Origin of the sequence: Streptomyces sp. NPDC045431, assembly GCF_040646655.1 — a bacterium.
Taxonomy (GTDB): domain Bacteria; phylum Actinomycetota; class Actinomycetes; order Streptomycetales; family Streptomycetaceae; genus Streptomyces.
The window spans coordinates 12,197-29,092 of sequence record NZ_JBEZAQ010000022.1 but is presented as its reverse complement, the minus strand read 5'-3'; the positions used below and the strand labels follow the sequence as shown (position 1 = coordinate 29,092).

Annotated in this window: 15 protein-coding genes; 4 read left to right on the top strand and 11 right to left on the bottom strand. The window is 73.6% G+C overall.

The features are described 5' to 3' along the window. Nucleotides 1-39 precede the first annotated feature (39 nt). The gene (gene dacB, locus AB0A69_RS29945) at nt 40-1,599 is read right to left on the bottom strand and encodes a D-alanyl-D-alanine carboxypeptidase/D-alanyl-D-alanine-endopeptidase (RefSeq protein ID WP_361428637.1); all 1,560 of its coding nucleotides are present in this window, start codon (nt 1,597-1,599) and stop codon (nt 40-42) included. Between the two features lie 512 nt (nt 1,600-2,111). Between dacB and AB0A69_RS29940 the strand changes: the two genes are divergently transcribed. After that, nucleotides 2,112-2,837, top strand: a complete 726-nt coding sequence (locus AB0A69_RS29940; RefSeq protein ID WP_361428528.1) for a M23 family metallopeptidase — start codon at nt 2,112-2,114, stop codon at nt 2,835-2,837. 8 nt (nt 2,838-2,845) lie between these two features. Here AB0A69_RS29940 and AB0A69_RS29935 read toward each other — a convergent pair whose 3' ends face one another. Then, nucleotides 2,846-3,406, bottom strand: coding sequence for a helix-turn-helix domain-containing protein (locus AB0A69_RS29935; protein ID WP_361428526.1), 561 nt, complete (start codon nt 3,404-3,406; stop codon nt 2,846-2,848). A 120-nt stretch (nt 3,407-3,526) separates the two neighbouring features. On the opposite strand from AB0A69_RS29935, the gene AB0A69_RS29930 reads away from it, so the two are divergent. Then, nucleotides 3,527-5,119: an MDR family MFS transporter gene (locus AB0A69_RS29930; protein ID WP_361428524.1), complete on the top strand. Its 1,593-nt coding sequence runs from the start codon at nt 3,527-3,529 to the stop codon at nt 5,117-5,119. Nucleotides 5,120-5,188: 69 nt separating this feature from the next. Here the strand turns inward: AB0A69_RS29930 and cseC are convergent, their stop codons facing one another. From cseC to AB0A69_RS29900, 6 genes are all read right to left on the bottom strand, one after another. After that, nucleotides 5,189-6,502 (bottom strand): two-component system sensor histidine kinase CseC, encoded by a 1,314-nt coding sequence (gene cseC, locus AB0A69_RS29925; protein ID WP_361428522.1) that lies wholly within the window; start codon nt 6,500-6,502, stop codon nt 5,189-5,191. Beyond that, nucleotides 6,499-7,212, bottom strand: coding sequence for a two-component system response regulator CseB (gene cseB, locus AB0A69_RS29920; protein ID WP_361428520.1), 714 nt, complete (start codon nt 7,210-7,212; stop codon nt 6,499-6,501). Before cseB ends, cseC begins: the two co-directional genes overlap by 4 nt. A gap of 41 nt (nt 7,213-7,253) precedes the next feature. Beyond that, nucleotides 7,254-7,913 carry a hypothetical protein gene (locus tag AB0A69_RS29915; RefSeq protein WP_361428635.1) on the bottom strand — a complete coding sequence of 220 codons (660 nt, stop codon included), beginning with the start codon at nt 7,911-7,913 and terminating at the stop codon, nt 7,254-7,256. Beyond that, nucleotides 7,910-8,473 (bottom strand): SigE family RNA polymerase sigma factor, encoded by a 564-nt coding sequence (locus AB0A69_RS29910; RefSeq protein WP_361428518.1) that lies wholly within the window; start codon nt 8,471-8,473, stop codon nt 7,910-7,912. The genes AB0A69_RS29915 and AB0A69_RS29910 overlap by 4 nt, the downstream gene beginning before the upstream one ends. 178 nt (nt 8,474-8,651) lie before the next feature. Next, nucleotides 8,652-9,701 carry an A/G-specific adenine glycosylase gene (locus AB0A69_RS29905; protein WP_361428516.1) on the bottom strand — a complete coding sequence of 350 codons (1,050 nt, stop codon included), beginning with the start codon at nt 9,699-9,701 and terminating at the stop codon, nt 8,652-8,654. 25 nt (nt 9,702-9,726) lie between these two features. Then, complete coding sequence (locus AB0A69_RS29900; protein ID WP_361428514.1) at nt 9,727-10,392, bottom strand: phosphatase PAP2 family protein; 666 nt, start codon at nt 10,390-10,392, stop codon at nt 9,727-9,729. Nucleotides 10,393-10,536: 144 nt separating this feature from the next. Between AB0A69_RS29900 and AB0A69_RS29895 the strand changes: the two genes are divergently transcribed. Continuing rightward, on the top strand, nt 10,537-11,391 hold the full coding sequence (locus AB0A69_RS29895) for a hypothetical protein (RefSeq protein WP_361428512.1): 855 nt from the start codon (nt 10,537-10,539) through the stop codon (nt 11,389-11,391). Between the two features lie 68 nt (nt 11,392-11,459). On the opposite strand, the gene disA is transcribed toward AB0A69_RS29895, so the two are convergent. Further along, nucleotides 11,460-12,584, bottom strand: coding sequence for a DNA integrity scanning diadenylate cyclase DisA (disA, locus tag AB0A69_RS29890; RefSeq protein WP_361428510.1), 1,125 nt, complete (start codon nt 12,582-12,584; stop codon nt 11,460-11,462). 78 nt (nt 12,585-12,662) lie between these two features. Further along, nucleotides 12,663-14,075: a DNA repair protein RadA gene (gene radA, locus AB0A69_RS29885; RefSeq protein WP_361428508.1), complete on the bottom strand. Its 1,413-nt coding sequence runs from the start codon at nt 14,073-14,075 to the stop codon at nt 12,663-12,665. A gap of 191 nt (nt 14,076-14,266) precedes the next feature. Between radA and AB0A69_RS29880 the strand changes: the two genes are divergently transcribed. Continuing rightward, nucleotides 14,267-16,030, top strand: coding sequence for a hypothetical protein (locus AB0A69_RS29880; protein WP_361428506.1), 1,764 nt, complete (start codon nt 14,267-14,269; stop codon nt 16,028-16,030). Nucleotides 16,031-16,043: 13 nt separating this feature from the next. Here the strand turns inward: AB0A69_RS29880 and AB0A69_RS29875 are convergent, their stop codons facing one another. Then, complete coding sequence (locus tag AB0A69_RS29875) at nt 16,044-16,799, bottom strand: hypothetical protein (protein WP_361428633.1); 756 nt, start codon at nt 16,797-16,799, stop codon at nt 16,044-16,046. Nucleotides 16,800-16,896 lie beyond the last annotated feature (97 nt).

Below are 16,896 nucleotides of genomic sequence, written 5' to 3'. Positions count from 1 at the left end.
GGGCTGTCCCGTACGGGACAGCCCCTTCGGCGTTTCCGGTCAGCAGACCCGCGGCTTGCGCCAGGAGCATTCGAGGTCGCCGGGCGCCTCGGCGGTCCGCAGCCGCTCCGGCGTCGCCGTGACGATCGTCCCGGCGGCCGTGTCCGAGCGGGCCAGGGTCACCACGATCGCGTCCTCGACGCCCTTCACGGACGGCGCCAGGTAGTTGTTGAGGATGATCGCGTAGACCAACCGCCGGCCGCCCGCATCGGTCACGTACCCGGAGAGCGCCGAGGCGCCGGTCAGCGAGCCGGTCTTGGCATGGGTGTTCAACGCCGCCGGGGTACCGCACATCCGGGTGCGCAGGGTGCCGCCCGTGGCGCGGTCCGGGGCGCAGGCGACCGGCAGGGACGCGTACCAGTCGGCGTACCAGGGGGCGTCCTGGACGGCGAGGAGCAGCCGGCTGATCTGGGCGGCGGGGAAGAGGTTCATCCGCGACAGCCCGGACCCGTCGGCCTGCCGCACCTGGTCCGGCTCCACGCCCTCCGTCTTCAGGTACGCGCCGATGGCGGTGAGGCCCGCGCTCCACGAGCCGCGGCCCGAGGTCTCGTACCCGATCGTCTTCGTGAGCGCCTCGGCGTGCATGTTGTTGGACAGCTTCATGAAGGGCCGCATGAGGTCCTTGAGCGGCATGGAGGTGTGCGAGGCGAGGACCCTGGCGCCGTCGGGCGTCGGCACCCCCAGGCGCGGCCGGCCGCCCGCGACGCGTACGCCGTGGGCCGCGAGGGCGTCGGCGAAGACGGCGGCAGCGTAGCCGGTCGGCTCCCAGACGGTGATCCACTCCTTGGTGGCCGCCGCGCCCAGGGGGATCTCGCCGCTGACGACGATCGTGTTGGTGCCGTGCTCGCGCTCGACGGCGAGGGTGTCGGGCCGGCCGGCGGCCACGGTGGTGGCGCGGTTGTCGACGCGTACGTAGTCGGTGCGGGGTGCCACGCTCACCCGTGGCCTGGCGCCCGCCGCGCCGCCCGGGGCGGCCTCGACGACGACCGTGCCCGCGTCGTAGTCGGTGTCCGGGGCGACCGTGAGGGCGGAGGTCTGCGCGGAGTAGTACGACGACTCGTCGTCGGCGGCCCAGGAGCGCCCCAGCCGGTGGGCGTCGAAGCGGGTGTCGTCCGCGACGAGCCGCCCGGCCACCCACCGGACGCCGGATGCTGCGACCCGGGCGGCGAGGGCGTCGTAGTCCTTGGCGAGCGTGGTCGGGTCGCCCGTACCGCGCAGGTACAGGTCACCGTGGAGGACGCCGTTCCGGGGGCGGGCGGTGGCCAGTACGTCCGTACGGAGCCGGTACTCCGGCCCCAGGAGCTCCATGGCGGCGGCGGAGGTGACGAGCTTGGTGTTGGAGGCGGGCATCAGCCGGTCGCCGCCGTCGCGCTGGTAGAGGGTCTCCCCGGTCCCGGCGTCGGCGACGACGACGCTCGCGGCGCCGCCGTCCAGCCGGGGGTCGGCGAGGATCGTGTCGATGGCCCCTTTGAGGCCGGTGTCGGAGGGTCCCGCGCCGGCGGGAAGGGCGCTCCCCCCGAGGAGTCCGGCGAGCCCGAGGGCGAGGGCGGTCACGCGCATCACGTGTCTGCTCATGGAGAGGAGGATGGCGGAGCCGGGTGGGGCTGGGAAGGACGCCCGGGGCCGCCACGTCACCGCGTTGACGCCCGGGACCCCCGGGCCTTTGGTCCCGAAACGGACACGCGTACGACCCGCCGCCCGTGACAAGCCGCACAGGCGGTGGGCGTGGTACTAGGCGGAATAGTGCGGTCCGCGGCCTTTCCCCGGCCACCCTTCGGCGGGCGGGCGGCGGCCGTACGGGGTCGGGGGCGGGTGCGGCCATCGAGGCCGTCGGGAAAGCCCCAGCTCAAGGGCACCCCTATCCGGACAAATCTCGCTTTCCAAGGACATTCTGGCCTCTCGCCCTGTCTTTCGCCGCGCCGTCAAGAGTCCACGTCACACCCTCCCCGCTACGACGACATGTCGTAGATGGGTGGTTTGAGGCGGGATGGGGGGCCGGGTTACCAAGGATGAGCACCCGCCCGGCGCACCGCTCGCGTCGGGTCCGTTCTTGTCCGGAGGTCTTTCCCCGTATGTCGAAGCGCATCAAGCACCCCACCCGTAACGCCGCCGTCGCCCTCGCCGCCGTCGGCATGGGAGCGTCGCTGGCGTTCGGATCCGGTGCTGCGTTCGCGGCCGGGGCGCAGGCGGCCCCCGCCATCGACACCGCGGCCGCCGTCGCCGCGCAGGCCGCAGCCCAGTCGAAGGTCGCCCAGCAGGCCGCGGCCGCCCAGCAGGCCGCGGCCGCGCAGAAGGCGGCGCAGGCCGCGCAGGCGGCGAAGGTCGCCGAGGTCGCGAAGAAGGCGGCCGCCACGAAGAAGGCCGCCGCCAAGAAGACGGCCTCCTGGGTCAAGCCGGTCAACGGTTACACGCTGACCGCCTCCTTCAACCAGGGCGGCGCCATGTGGTCCCACAAGCACTCCGGCCAGGACTTCGCCGTGCCGGTCGGCACCCCGGTCAAGGCCACCCACAGCGGTGTCGTCGTGAAGGCCGGCCCGAACGGCGGCGGCGACGGTCCCGCGTACGGCAACGCCATCGTGATCAAGCACGCCAACGGCACGTACTCGCAGTACGCCCACCTGTCGAAGATCGACGTCTCCGTGGGCGCGAAGGTGAAGACCGGTCAGCTCATCGCCAAGTCCGGCAACACCGGCAACTCCTCCGGCCCGCACCTGCACTTCGAGATCCGTACGACCCCGAACTACGGCTCCGCGATCAACCCGGCGTCGTTCCTGCGCTCGGAGGGCGTCACCATCTGACCCGCGCGTTACGAGCGGCCCTGATGGGCCTGGGTCAGCAGATCGACGGCGACCTCGAGGATGGCTTCGCGCTTCTCCTCGGGGTCGCCTTCGACGTGCTGCATGAAGAAGACGCCGGCGTGCATCGTGAACAGTGCGCTGATGCACCGCACCCGGTCGGTCATGGCGAAGCCGGGCTCCTGCACCAGTCCGGACAGGGTGAGCATCCGCTCCTTGAAGGTCTCCCCGATGCTCAGGTCGCGCACGGTGGCCTGGTTCTCCTGCATGAAGCGGAAGAGCGGGGCCGCGCCGAGCAGGGCCGCGTGGTACCGGCGCAGGATCTCCTGCTTGGTCTCCAGGGTGCGGGGCTGCTCCTCGGCCCAGGCGATCAGGTCGTCGATCGGCCGCGTCAGGTCCTGGAAGAGGCTGATGACGATGTCTTCCTTGGTCTTGAAGTGGTAGTACAGCGCCGCCTTGGTGACCCCGAGCCGCTCGGCGATCTCCCGCAGCGAGGTCTTCTCGTAGCCCTGCTCGGCGAAGAGTCCGAGGGCCACGTCCTGAATCCGCTGGCGCGTGTTGCCTCTGGCCATGGTGCTCGGTCCTCTCAAAAACTTACTTGACGCCCGGCTAGTACCGCGTCTACCGTCACCAGTCTAGAACTAGCCGGGCGGCAAGTAAGTGGAGTGGGGAGCATGAAGGACGCGGGGAGCATGAAAGACACCGACATACGACGGCGACCGCGCCGGGAGCCGCGCACGCGCAGCGTGCGCGTGGTGCTGCTCGCGCTGATGATCGCCATCCTGCTGGCGATGCTCGACAACATGATCATCGGAACGGCGATGCCCACCATCGTCGGAGAGCTCGGCGGCCTGGCGCACCTCTCCTGGGTCGTCACCGCCTACACCCTCGCCACCGCCGCCTCCACCCCGATCTGGGGCAAGCTCGGCGACCTCTACGGCCGCAAGGGCAGCTTCCTCACCGCGATCGTGATCTTCCTGGTCGGCTCGGCGCTCAGCGGCATGGCCCAGGACATGGGCCAGCTCATCGGCTTCCGCGCCGTCCAGGGCCTGGGCGCCGGCGGTCTCATGGTCGGCGTCATGGCGATCATCGGCGACCTGATCCCGCCGCGTGAGCGCGGCAAGTACCAGGGCATGATGACCGGCGTCATGGCCCTCGCGATGATCGGCGGCCCGCTGGTCGGCGGCACCATCACCGACCACTGGGGCTGGCGCTGGTCCTTCTACATCAACCTGCCGCTCGGCGCGGTCGCCCTCGCGATGGTCAGCGCCGTCCTGCACCTGCCGAAGCGGGAGCGCGACCGCCGGCCGCGCATCGACTACCTCGGCACGGCGCTGCTGACCATCGGCATCACCGCGATCGTCCTGGTCACCACCTGGGGCGGTACGGAGTACGCCTGGGACTCCGCCACGATCCTGGCGCTGAGCGCCGTCGGCGTGGCCTCCACCGCCGGGTTCCTCTTCGTCGAGACCCGCGCCGCCGAGCCCGTCGTGCCGCTGCACATCTTCCGCAGCCGCAACTTCACGCTCATGTCGGTGATCGGCTTCCTGACCGGCTTCGTGATGTTCGGCGCCATGCTCTTCCTGCCGCTGTTCCAGCAGTCCGTGCAGGGCGCCTCGGCCACCAACTCCGGGCTGCTGCTCCTGCCGATGCTGATCGCCATGATGATCGTGTCGCTGTACGCGGGGCGCGTCACCACCAACAGCGGCAAGTACAAGATCTTCCCCATCGTGGGCGGCGGGCTGATGGTCCTCGGCCTCTTCCTGATGGCGCAGATGGACACCGGCACCTCCCGCTTCACCTCCGGGGCGTACATGGCGGTCCTCGGCGCGGGCATGGGCTTCCTGATGCAGATCACCATGCTGGTCGCGCAGAACAGCGTCGAGATGAAGGACATGGGCGTGGCCTCGTCCACGACGACGCTCTTCCGTACGCTCGGCTCGTCCTTCGGCGTGGCCATCATGGGCGCGCTGTTCACGGCCCGGGTGCAGGACGAGATGGCGGCGCAGGGCGGCGGTGCGGCCACCGCGCAGACGGCCCAGCTCGACGCGGCGAGCCTGGCGCGGCTCCCGGAGCACGTGCGCGAGGCGTACCAGTTCGCGGTGGCGTCCGGTACGCACACGGCCTTCCTGTTGGGCGCGGCGGTCGCCCTGATCGGCTTCGTGGCGGCGTTCTTCGTCAAGGAGGTCCCGCTGAAGGGAGCCGGGCCGCAGCGTCCGGAGCCCCCGCAGGCCGAGCCCCCGCAGACGGAGGTCCCGCCGAAGCTGGCGGCCTCCAGCAGCTGAGGGCCGGGGGCGGGGTTCCCGTACCCCTGCCCCCCGCCCCGGCTACCGGTCCTCGGGCTCCCGCCCCGGCTACCGGTCCTCGGCCGACGGCCGCAGGACCGGGAAGCTGCCCGTCGACGTCGGGGCGTGCTCCGGAAGCCACAGGACCGCGATCGCCCCGCCCGACGGGGAGGCGTTGCGGAAGGTGAGGCGGGCGCCCAGGACGCGGGCCTGGCCCGCCGCGATGGTCAGGCCCAGGCCGTGGCCGTGCCCCGCGCGGTCGCTCGCGCCCGTGCGGAAGCGGCTCGGCCCCTCGCGCAGCAGCGCCTCCGGGAAGCCCGGCCCGTGGTCGCGCACCCGCAGCACGCGGCCCTCGACGGTGACCTCCACCGGGGGCTTGCCGTGCTTCGCGGCGTTCGCCAGCAGGTTGCCCAGGATGCGCTCCAGCCGCCGCGGGTCGGTGTTCACCCACGACTCGTGCACCACGCGGATCTCGGCCTCCGGGTCCAGCGCCCGCACCCGCCGCTCGACGAACTCGCCGAGCGCGATCTCCTGGAGCTCGGCCCGCTCCGAGGCGCTGTCGAGCCGGGCCACCTCCAGCACGTCCTCGACCAGCGTGCGCATCGCCTGCGCCCGGTCCCGTACGAGCTCACTCGGCCGCCCGGGCGGCAGCAGCTCGGCGGCGGTGAGCAGCCCGGTCACCGGCGTACGCAGCTCGTGCGCGATGTCCGCCGTGACGCGCCGCTCGGCCTCGATCCGGTCGTTCAGCGCGTCGGTCAGCGCGTCCACCGCACGCGCCAGCTCGTCCGTCTCGTCCCGTACGCGCCCGCCGATCGCGTCCCGGACCCGTACGTCCGTGTTGCCCTGGGCGACCTTCCCGGCCGCCGCGGCCGCCTTCCGCAGCCGCCGTGACAGCTGCCCGCCGATCAGCACGCCGAGCGCGCACCCGCCGAAGACCACCGACACCGAGCCGGCCACCAGCGCCTGGTCCAGCGCCTTCATGATCGTCGTGGAACGCCCGGCGAACTGCGTGCGCAGCGACAGCACGTCGCCGTTGGCCAGCGGCACGGCGGCCCAGACCTCCGGGGCGCCGGAGTGCCGCTCCTCCACGTACGTGCCGCGGTGCCGCTGCCGCATCAGCTTCTCCAGCTCGGGCGGCAGCGCGGGGTCGTTGACCTTCGTGCCGAACTTCGGCTCGCCCTTCGGCTTGGCCGACTCGTACATCCGCTGCGCGAAGACGAGCCGCTCCATCTGCACCTCGCGCGCGTTGTCCAGCATGGAGACGCGGGCGGCGTTGTGGACCACGAGGCTGAGCGCGGCCGTGATCAGGGCGCCGACCCCCGCGATGGCGATGGCGATCTTCCAGCGGACACCGGTGCGCACGGCGAAACGACGGCGGCTCATGCCTTGAGCTTGTAGCCGAAGCCCCGGACCGTCTCGATCCGGTCCTGGCCGATCTTCGTACGGAGCCGCTGGACGTGGACGTCGACGACGCGCGTGTCCCCGCCCCACCCGTAGTCCCACACCCGCTCCAGCAGCTTGTCGCGGGACAGCACCGTGCCGGGCGCCGACGAGAACTCCAGGAGCAGCCGCATCTCCGTCGGGGTCAGCCCGACCGGGGCGCCGGCCCGGCGCACCTCCATGCCCTCGGTGTCGATCTCGATGTCACCGAAGACGAGCACGCCGCCCTGGTCCGGGCCGCCCTGCGAGGCGTCGGCGGCGGCGCCGCCCGCCCCGCCCGAGGCGTGCCCGAAGCGCCGCAGCACGGCGCGGATCCGGGCCACGAGCACGGCGCCGTCGAACGGCTTGGTCACGTAGTCGTCGGCGCCGGCCTCCAGACCCAGCACCACGTCGATGGAGTCGGCCCGGGCGGACAGCATGATCACCGGCACCGTCGACTCGTCCCGGATGCGCCGGCAGAGGCTGACGCCGTCCATGCCGGGCAGCATGACGTCGAGCAGCGCGATGTCCGGCCGCCGGGCCCGGAACGACTCCAGCCCGGACAGTCCGTCCGGCATGGCGGTCACCGCGAAGCCGTCCCGCTCCAGGGCGAGCTGCGTGGCCTCGCGGATGACGTCGTCGTCCTCGACGAACAGGACATGGGTCTCGGCCATCGCCATCCCGCGCTCTCTCGGTCCTCGGTCGGTTCTGGGTCTCAGTTCTCGGGCGGCGGGCTCGGCGCGGGCCCGTCGATGCCGCCGTCGCCGATCGCCTTGCTGTAGTCGTTGTGCACCCGGTCGTGCTCGCTGAACCGGTTGCCCACCCAGCGGTACGTGATCACGTCCTCGCCGGACGGATACGCGACCGGGTCGCCCTCCTCGTACACCTGCCGGGTGAGGACGAGGTCGCCCCGGTCGATCGTGGAGTACACGGCCGGTTCCTCCACCGCGAAGACATTCTCGTACGCGTTGTCCACCAGGCGGTACACGTACGTCCCGACCCCCACGGCATCCCCGCACGTCAGCACGTTCACCACCACGTCCGGGCGGCCGTTGCCGGTGAGGTTCCCGTACGACGTGTCGACCGGGTACGCGTCGGCCGTGCACGGCTTCAGCTCGTCCTTGACCTGGTCGCTGACCTTGGGATCGTCCTTGATCAGCCGGACCGGGTCGACCTTCTTGACGGGCGAGGAGCCGACGGGCGCCGTCGGCGCGGACGTCGGGGTCGTCTGGTCGGTCCGGGCCGCGCCCTCGTCGCGCGTGCCCGTACCGCCGGTGGAGCAGCCGGCCGTGAGCAGGCCGAAGGCGGCGAGCACGGCCGTCGCCGTGGTACTCGCCGCCCGGATCCTGCCGGTGCCGCCGACGTCGTTTCTCAGGCCGCGCACCGTTCCCGCCCTCGTTCGTGACCGCGTTCCGTACGCTCCGGGGAGCGGGCGCCGGTGTCGACGGCCCGGCTCTCCAGCTCCTGACGGAGCCGGGCGAGCGCCCGGTGGAGCGTGCTCTTCACCGTACCGGTCGACATGCCGAGCGCGGCGGCCGTCTCCTCGGTGCTCATCTGCTCCCAGTGCCGCAGCACGACCACGCTGCGCTGCTTGGGCGCCAGCACCTTGAGCACGTCCATCAGCAGGGCCCGGTCGGCGTGCTGCTCGGTGGCGTCGTCGACGGACGCGTCGGGCAGCTGCTCGGTGGGCACCTCCTCCAGCTTGCGGGCGCGCCACCACTCGGTCCGCGTATTGATCATCACGCGGCGCAGGTACGCGTCGGCGAGGGCCTTGTCCGCTATGCCGTCCCAGCGGCCGTACGTACGGGCCAGCGCCGTCTGCAGCAGGTCCTGGGCGTCGACGGGGTCCGGGACGAGACGGCGCGCGCTGCGCAGCAGCGCGTCCTGCCGAGTGCGTACGTACTCCTCGAATTCGAGCACCTCGCCGTGCGACATCCGAACCGCCTCCATCCCCGTGACGAGCACCCCCCGTGGGCACCCCTGTGGTCTTACGGCAGGAGACGCTACGGAGCTGTTGTCACGGGGTTGTCCGAGGCAGCCATCGGCGGACGCACGGCTGTCCATCGGTTGTGTAACAGCGGAGGTGTGACACCGCCGGATCAGGGGAAGGTGATCATGTTCGGCCCTCGCCGCGAGTGCCGGGACCGGCCGGAGCGCCCGGACCGGCGGGAGTGCCCGGACCGCCCGGCGCCTCCGGAGCGGCCGGGCCGGCCGGGAGCCGGTAGCGGCCGCCCGCGAGGGGCTCCACCAGCCCGTCCGCGACCAGCCCGTCCAGCGCCCTCGCCCGCTGCACCGGCTCGTCCCACACGGCGTCCAGCGCGGCCTGCTCCACCGGCGCCACCGCCTCGCGCAGCACGGCGAGGAGCTTGCCGCGCACCTGGCGGTCGGTCCCCGCGTACGTCTGGCCGCGCCGCGCCGGGCCGTCGTGCGCGGGCTTGCCCGCCAGCCGCCAGGCGCAGTGCCCGGCGATCGGGCAGCGCGCGCAGTCCTCGTTCTTCGCGGTGCACACCAGCGCGCCGAGCTCCATGGACGCCGCCGCCCAGCGGGCCGCGGTCGTCTCGTCCTCGGGCAGCAGCGCACGGGCGAGCCTGCGCTCGGCGGCCGTGGTGGCGTTCGGCGGGTACTGCACGCCCGTGACGGACCGGGCGAACACCCGGCGCACGTTGGTGTCCAGGACGGCGTGCCGCTGCCCGTACGCGAACGACGCCACCGCCGCGGCCGTGTACTCGCCGATGCCCGGCAGCGCCAGCAGCTGCGCGTGGTCGCGCGGTACGTCGCCGCCGTGCCGCTCCGTTATGGCGACGGCCGCGCCGTGCAGCCGCAGGGCGCGGCGCGGGTAGCCGAGGCGGCCCCAGGCGCGCACGGCCTCGCCGGGGGCCTCGGCGGCCAGGTCGGCGGGGCGCGGCCAGCGGGCCAGCCACTGCTCGTACACCGGGAGGACCCGGCTGACCGGGGTCTGCTGGAGCATGAACTCGCTGACCATCACGCCCCAGGCGCCCGCCTCGGGGCGGCGCCAGGGCAGGTCGCGGGCGTGCTGCTCGAACCAGGCGAGGACGGGTGTGTGCAGCCGCGCGTGCGCGTCGGCGTCGGCTGAGGAGGGGGTGGAAGAAGGGACGGAGGAGGGGGCGGAAGCGGCGGCGGAGAGGCTTTCGGTCGCAGTCATGGCACCCCCGATCCTGGCACGTTCCTCAGCCGCGGCGGTGCATCGGCTCCCGGCGCCGCTGCGCCACATGCCGTCCGGTCGCGGCCGCGGGGACCACCGGACCGCGCCCCGCCAGCCAGGTCGCGGCGCCCGACCGGCTCGTACGCATCGTGTCGACCAGCGCGCCGGTCGGGCGGGTCAGCAGCTTGACGAAGACGACGGCGACGAGCGCGCCCAGGACCAGCCCGGCGGCCACGTCGTGCGGGTAGTGCACGCCGACGAAGACCCGCGAGAACGCCATGAGCAGCGCCATCGGCACCGTCAGCCAGGCGATCCCCCGCCAGGCGAGGGCGAGCGCGAGGGCCGCCGCGCCCGCGATGGCGGAGTGGTTGCTCGGGAAGGACCAGTCGCCGTACGCCGGGCACTCCACCAGCGAGGCGGCCGCGCCCGCGACCGCGCGGCACGGCCGCTCCTCGTCGATGACCGACTTCAGCAGCTCGCTGACGACGTACCCGAAGGCCGTGCCGAGCGGCGCGAGGACCGCGAGCGCCATGGCCCGGGAGGCGTCGGGCCGCGCCCGCCACCAGCCGACGATGAACAGCACGCCGAAGAGGAGCAGTCCGGCCTCCGTCCACAGCTCGGCGATGAGGTGTACCCAGCCGGGGGTGGTGTGTGCGAAGTCGGTGATGTCGAGGTAGAGGTCCTGGCTCATGGGTACGGACGGTACCTGGCTGCCGGACGGTCCCATGCGCCGCCGTCCACATCCCCGGCCCTGGAATGTGATCATCAGCAAAACTTGGTGCATGAGCGGCGGGTGGGACGGGAGTTGGCGGCCGATCTCTCGTACAGTTTGCGCGTGGGATCTCTGCGCAATCCGGTCGGGCCGCTTCCCTCCTCCATCTACTGGCGACGGAGGGCAGTCGCGGCGAGCCTGGTCGCGCTGCTCGCGCTGCTGATCGTATGGGTCGTCACCTCGGGTGGGGACGGCGGCGGCAAGGACGGCGGGGGCGACAGCGCCAACGGAGCCACGCCCGCACCCTCCATCACCCCGGGCCCCTCCCAGCCGGGCCCGGCGATCAGCAACCAGCCGGGCGGCCGCGACGAGTCCGGCGCCTCCGGGGACTCCGGCGGCGGCACGGCCCAGGGGGCCGGTGACGACGGCAAGAACGGTGACGCGGCGTCAGGCGGCGCCGCCGGTACGGGCACCAGTGCCGGAGCGGGCTCCGGCGGCTCCGCCGGCACGGGCTCCTCGGCCGGTTCCGGCTCCGCCGGCTCCGTCGCGAACCAGGTCCCGGCGGACTCGCCGCTGCCCGACTGCGCCCCCGGCGCCCTGCGGTTGACCCTGCGCAGCACGAAGGTGTCGTACGAGCCCGGCGAGAAGCCGCGGTTCGAGCTCGTCGTCCGCAACACCTCGGGCACCACCTGCAAGGCGGACTTCGCGCCCCGTACGGCGGTGCTGACCATCAAGAACAGCGACGCCGACACCGTCTGGTCCTCGAAGGACTGCCCGCGCGGCGCCGGACCGCTGATGCTGCGCGTCCCGGCGGGCGGCAGCGTCACGCACACCGTCGAGTGGGACCGCCTGCGCAGCGCGCCGCAGTGCGCGACGCCGTCCGGGGCGCGGGCCGCCGGAGCCGGGACCTACCTGGTGGAGGCGGCGGTGCCGGGCGCGAAGGTGCTCCCGGCGTCGTTCACCCTCGCCAAGGACTGACGCCCCGGGGCGACGCGGCGGGCCCGCCCCGGGCCGCCGCGGAGGCCCGCCCCCAGGCCCGCCGCGGACTACACGTACCGCTCGAGGATCGACGACTCGGCGAGCCGCGACAGTCCCTCGCGCACGCTGCGGGCGCGCGCCTCGCCGACGCCGTCGACGGTCTGGAGGTCGTCGACGCTCGCCGCGAGCAGCTTCTGCAGACCGCCGAAGTGCTCCACGAGCCGCTCGATGATCGCGCCGGGCAGCCGCGGCACCTTGGCCAGCAGCCGGTAGCCGCGCGGGGAGACCGCCGAGTCCAGCGCCTCCGGCGAGCCGGTGTACCCGAGGGCGCGGGCCACGATCGGCAGCTCCAGCAGCTCCGCGTGGCTGAGCGCGTCCAGCTCGGTGAGGGCCTCGGCGACCGTGCGCGACCGCTTGGCCGTGGGCTCCGGTACGTAGTCGCGGACGACGAGCTCGCGCTCGGGCTCGACGCCCGCGATCAGCTCGTCGAGCTGGAGGGCGAGCAGCCGGCCGTCGGTGCCGAGCTCCACCACGTACTCGGCGATCTCGGTGGCGATCCGGCGGACCATCTCCAGGCGCTGGGCGACGGCCGTGACGTCCCGGACGGTCACCAGGTCCTCGATCTCCAGCGCGGAGAGCGTGCCGGCGACCTCGTCGAGGCGGAGCTTGTACCGCTCCAGGGTCGCGAGGGCCTGGTTGGCGCGCGAGAGGATCGCCGCCGACTCCTCCAGGACGCGGCGCTCACCGTCGACGTACAGCGCGATCAGCCGCATCGACTGCGAGACGGAGATGACGGGGAAGCCGCACTGCTTGCTGACCCGGTCGGCCGTGCGGTGGCGGGTGCCGGTCTCCTCGGTGGGGATCGACGCGTCCGGGACCAGCTGGACACCGGCCCGCAGGATCTTGGTGATGTCCTTGTCGAGGATCAGCGCGCCGTCGAGCTTGCACAGCTCGCGCAGGCGGGTGGCGGTGAACTCCACGTCCAGCACGAACCCGCCCGTGCACATCGACTCGACGGTCTTGTCCATGCCGAGGACGATCAGACCACCGGTGTTGCCGCGGAGGATGCGCTCCAGGCCGTCCCGCAGGGACGTACCGGGAGCGACCGCGCTCAGGGAAGCGCGCATCAGTGCTTCGTTGCCGGAGCCTCCGCCGGACTTTCCGGGACCTGCTGCCCCGTCCTTGGCTGCCACTGCACTCCTCCGGCTCGTACGGATGGGCGAGACCAGGGCAAAGTCTAGCGACCCCGTCCCCGGGCGGTCCCCGCAGCGCTACGAGGTCGGCTCCTCGGCGGCGGGAGCGGTGGTCCGGCGGCGGGAGCGGGGGAGGACCCGCAGGGCGTCGGACATGTCGGCCACCTCCGTGACCTTCATGCCCGGCGGGACCTTGCCCGGGTCACCGGGCACCAGCGCGTGCGTGAAGCCCAGCCGGTGCGCCTCGGCCAGGCGGCGCTGTACGCCGGTCACGCGGCGGACCTCGCCCGCGAGGCCCACCTCCCCGATGGCCACGAGGTTCTTCGGCAGGGGGGTGTCGCTGGCGGCCGAGGCGAGCGCGAGCGCGATGGCGAGGTCCGCGGCCGGTTCGGACAGCTTCACCCCGCCCACGGTGGCGCTGTAGATGTCCCGCTTGCCGAGGGCGCTGATCCGCCCGCGCTGCTCCAGCACCGCCAGCATCATCGACACCCGCGAGGTCTCCAGGCCCGAGGTGGTGCGCCGGGGGGAGGGGATCTGCGAGTCGACGGTGAGGGCCTGGACCTCGGCGACCAGGGGGCGGCGGCCTTCGAGGGTGACGGTCAGGCATGTGCCCGGCACGGCCTCGGCGCGGCGGGTCAGGAACAGCCCGGAGGGGTCGGCGAGGCCGATGATCCCCTCGTCGTGCAGCTCGAAGCAGCCGACCTCGTCCGTCGCGCCGTACCGGTTCTTGACGCCGCGGACCAGGCGCAGGCGGGCGTGGCGGTCGCCCTCGAAGTGCAGGACGACGTCCACGAGGTGTTCGAGCAGCCGGGGCCCCGCGATGGCACCGTCCTTCGTCACGTGGCCGACGAGGAGCGTGGACATGCCGCGCTCCTTGGAGGCGCGGATCAGCGCGCCGGCGACCTCGCGGACCTGCGCCATGCCGCCCGGGGCGCCGTCGATCTCCGGCGAGGCCACCGTCTGGACGGAGTCGAGGACCAGGAGGGACGGCTTGACGGCGTCCAGGTGCCCGAGGACGGCGGAGAGGTCCGTCTCGGCCGCGAGGTAGAGGTGGTCGTTGAGGGCGTTGATCCGGTCGGCGCGCAGCCGCACCTGGCTCGCGGACTCCTCGCCCGTGACGTACAGGGTGCGGTGCTCGTCGCTCGCCGCCTTCGCCGCGACGTCGAGGAGGAGCGTGGACTTGCCGACCCCGGGCTCGCCCGCGAGCAGCACGACGGCGCCCGGCACCAGGCCGCCGCCCAGGACGCGGTCCAGCTCGTCCACGCCGGTGGAGCGGGCGGTGGCCTGCCGTCCGTCGACCTGGCCGATGGGCAGCGCGGCGGTGGAGACCCGCCCGGCGGCGGTCGTGCGCACCGCGGGCGTGCCGTACTCCTCCACCGTCCCCCAGGCCTGGCACTCGGGGCAGCGGCCGAGCCATTTGGCGGTCGTCCAGCCGCATTCGGTGCAGCGGTAGGAGGGCCTGTCCTTGGTGGATTTCGTACGGGCAGCCATGCGCAAACCGTAGCGGCCCCCACTGACAACGCCGCCTTCCAGCGGCGCGCGGAGCCGCTGGCATATACCGCTTGTCACGTGGCGGGGGCAAAACGCCCTGTCCTCTTTTGAGGGATACGTTCACCCGTAAGGGTTAAAAGAGCGGAAGCGGTACGAAGAGTGTGCCTCCGCCCGCCTACGGTCGCCGGGTGATGAGCAGCAGGCTGGAGCCCCCCACGTACACCACCGGCGCACACCGGTCGCGGCGCGGTGCGCCGCTGGACGCCGGGGCCGAGGAGCGGACCACCGCCGGGGCCGGCGCCCGGTCCTCGGGCCGGACCGGCGGCCGGACCCTCGCCCAGCGCCCGCCCGCGCGGTACGAGCCGTACCTGGACGGGCTGTTCACGTACTGCCTCTCCGTGCTGTGCGACCACGACGTGGCCACGGCGGTGCTCGGCGACGTCCTCGCCATCGCCGAGCGGCACTCCGGGCGGCGCCCCGCCGGCGAGACCGAGCGCAAGGCGTGGCTGTACGCGCTCGCCCGCTGGGCCTGCCTGCGCGAGCTCGGCGAGCAGCGCGAGAAGCGCCGCCGGCAGGGCGCGCACACCGGCCGCCCGGCCCCGGCCCACGCCCCCGCCCCCGAGGAGGCGCCGCCGGCCCAGGTCACCGACGAGACCGCCGAGCACCGCCGCCGCGAACTGGCCCTGCTCGCCTGGCCCGAGGCGGCCGGCACCACGCCCCAGCAGCGCGAGGCCCTGGAGCTGGCGGTCCGCCACCAGCTCGGCGCCCGCGAGGTGGCCGCGGTACTCGGCATGGAGCCGCTCGCGGCACGCGAGCTGCTGTCGGCGGCGGCGTGCGAGGTGGAGCGCACCCGCGCGGCCCTCGCCGTCGTGGAGACCGGTTCCTGTCCGGCCGTCGCCCGGCTCACCGGCGACCACCAGGTGCTGCTCTCCGCGGCACTGCGGCGGGAGCTCGTCCGGCACGTCGACGACTGCCCGCGCTGCCGCCGCGCCGCCGAGCACGCCGGGGCGGGCGGCCCCTGGCCCGGCGCGTCCGTCACCCCCGCCAAGCTCCCGCTGGTCGAGGCGCCGAGGGCGGCGGCGTACGTGGCGATGCTGCACGTCCGGCGGGCGCGCGCGGCCGGGCCCCGGTTCGGCCGTGACGGCTTCCCCCTCGACCCGAAGGACCACGCCGCCCGGCGCGACCGGATGCGGGCGCGCGCGGTGACGACCACCGTGGTCGCCACGGTGGTCGCGGCGCCGGTGCTGGCGCTGTGGGCGGCGTACCGCGGCGCGCCGATGACCGGCGAGCCGCGCGACGGGACGGCCATCAGCGCGAGGGAGGCCGACGAGCCGGGCGCCGCCGACGGCGCCCCCGACCCGTCGCAGGACGGGTACAACCGGTACGACCGGTACGCGAACGCGGGCAACGCCCGCAGCGAGCCCGGCGGCCGCGGCGCGGTCTCCGTCGAGGTGATCAGCACGGGCACGCCCGCCCCGCCCGCGAGACCCGGCCGCCCGGCCCCCGGGCGCATCACGGTCACCGCTCAGCCGGCCGGCGACGAGACGACGATGCTCACGCTCACGGCGTCCGGCGGCGAGCCGGTCACCTGGTCGCTGTGGACGGACGCGCCCTGGCTGTACGCGAGCCGCTCCACCGGCACGCTCTCGCCGGGCCAGTCCCTCGCGGTGTACGTCTCCGTCGACCACGCCCGCGAGCCGTCCGGCCCTTGGACCGCGCGGGTGGGCGTGGACCCGGCGGGCGCGATCGTCGAACTCGACGGCGAGGGCACGCCCCGGCCGCCGGCTCAGGACCCGACGCCGGCGCCGCCGTCCACCCCGCCGGCCTCGACCCCGCCGCCGTCCCCGGACCCGAGCCCGACGCCGTCCGCACCCTCTTCCCGGCCGCCGGACCCGGCCCCGTCGGACACCGCCTCACCGTCGGAGCCCCCGTCGACGGAAGCGCCGCCACCGTGAGGAACGCCGGGGATCAGGGCCGCGGATCCGCCGGGTGCGGCGCCACCAGCGGCAGCTGGGAGGAGAGCCGCGCCTCGCAGAGCTCCACCAGCACGTCGTACGCCGCCTTGCCCATCAGCTCCGTCAGCTCCGGCCGGTACGTCACGTACACCGGTTCGCCCGCCCCGTGCGCCGACGTCGCCGAGGTGCACCACCAGTGCAGGTCGTGGCCCCCGGGGCCCCAGCCCCGGCGGTCGTACTCGCCGATCGAGATCTGCAGGACCCGCGTGTCGTCGGGGCGGTCGATCCAGTCGTACGTACGTCGGACCGGCAGCTGCCAGCAGACGTCCGGCTTGGTCTCCAGCGGCTCGCGCCCCTCCCGCAGCGCCAGGATGTGCAGGGCGCAGCCCGCGCCGCCCGCGAAGCCGGGGCGGTTCTGGAAGATGCAGGAGCCCTCCCAGCGGCGGGTCTGCCGCTCGCCGTCCTCGTCGAGCTGCGTCCAGCCCGACTCCGTACCGACGTCGTGGAACTGCCACAGCTCCGGTGTGAGACGTTCCACATGGCCGGCCACCCGCTGCTCGTCCTCCTCGTCCGAGAAGTGCGCGCCCAGCGTGCAGCAGCCGTCGTCCGCGCGCCCGGTCTGGATGCCCTGGCAGCCGCTGCCGAAGATGCAGGTCCAGCGCGAGGTGAGCCAGGTCAGGTCGCAGCGGAAGACCTGCTCGTCGTCGGCGGGGTCCGGGAACTCCACCCAGGCGCGGGGAAAGTCCAGCCCCTTCTCGTCCCCGGCCACCGGCAGGGCCGGTACGGGGGGAGCGGGCTTCGCCTTCTTCGCCTTCTTCGTCTTTGGCACACACCAAGCGTATGCGCCGCGCGCAGTAGCGTTCCTT

Bases quoted from the DNA above. Each gene is read 5' to 3' on its own strand.
- dacB (WP_361428637.1), bottom strand. From the start codon at position 1,599: ATGCGCGTGACCGCCCTCGCCCTCGGGCTCGCCGGACTCCTCGGGGGG.
- AB0A69_RS29940 (WP_361428528.1), top strand. From the start codon at position 2,112: ATGTCGAAGCGCATCAAGCACCCCACCCGTAACGCCGCCGTCGCCCTC.
- AB0A69_RS29935 (WP_361428526.1), bottom strand. From the start codon at position 3,406: ATGGCCAGAGGCAACACGCGCCAGCGGATTCAGGACGTGGCCCTCGGA.
- AB0A69_RS29930 (WP_361428524.1), top strand. From the start codon at position 3,527: ATGAAAGACACCGACATACGACGGCGACCGCGCCGGGAGCCGCGCACG.
- cseC (WP_361428522.1), bottom strand. From the start codon at position 6,502: ATGAGCCGCCGTCGTTTCGCCGTGCGCACCGGTGTCCGCTGGAAGATC.
- cseB (WP_361428520.1), bottom strand. From the start codon at position 7,212: ATGGCCGAGACCCATGTCCTGTTCGTCGAGGACGACGACGTCATCCGC.
- AB0A69_RS29910 (WP_361428518.1), bottom strand. From the start codon at position 8,473: ATGTCGCACGGCGAGGTGCTCGAATTCGAGGAGTACGTACGCACTCGG.
- AB0A69_RS29905 (WP_361428516.1), bottom strand. From the start codon at position 9,701: ATGACTGCGACCGAAAGCCTCTCCGCCGCCGCTTCCGCCCCCTCCTCC.
- AB0A69_RS29900 (WP_361428514.1), bottom strand. From the start codon at position 10,392: ATGAGCCAGGACCTCTACCTCGACATCACCGACTTCGCACACACCACC.
- radA (WP_361428508.1), bottom strand. From the start codon at position 14,075: ATGGCTGCCCGTACGAAATCCACCAAGGACAGGCCCTCCTACCGCTGC.
- AB0A69_RS29880 (WP_361428506.1), top strand. From the start codon at position 14,267: ATGAGCAGCAGGCTGGAGCCCCCCACGTACACCACCGGCGCACACCGG.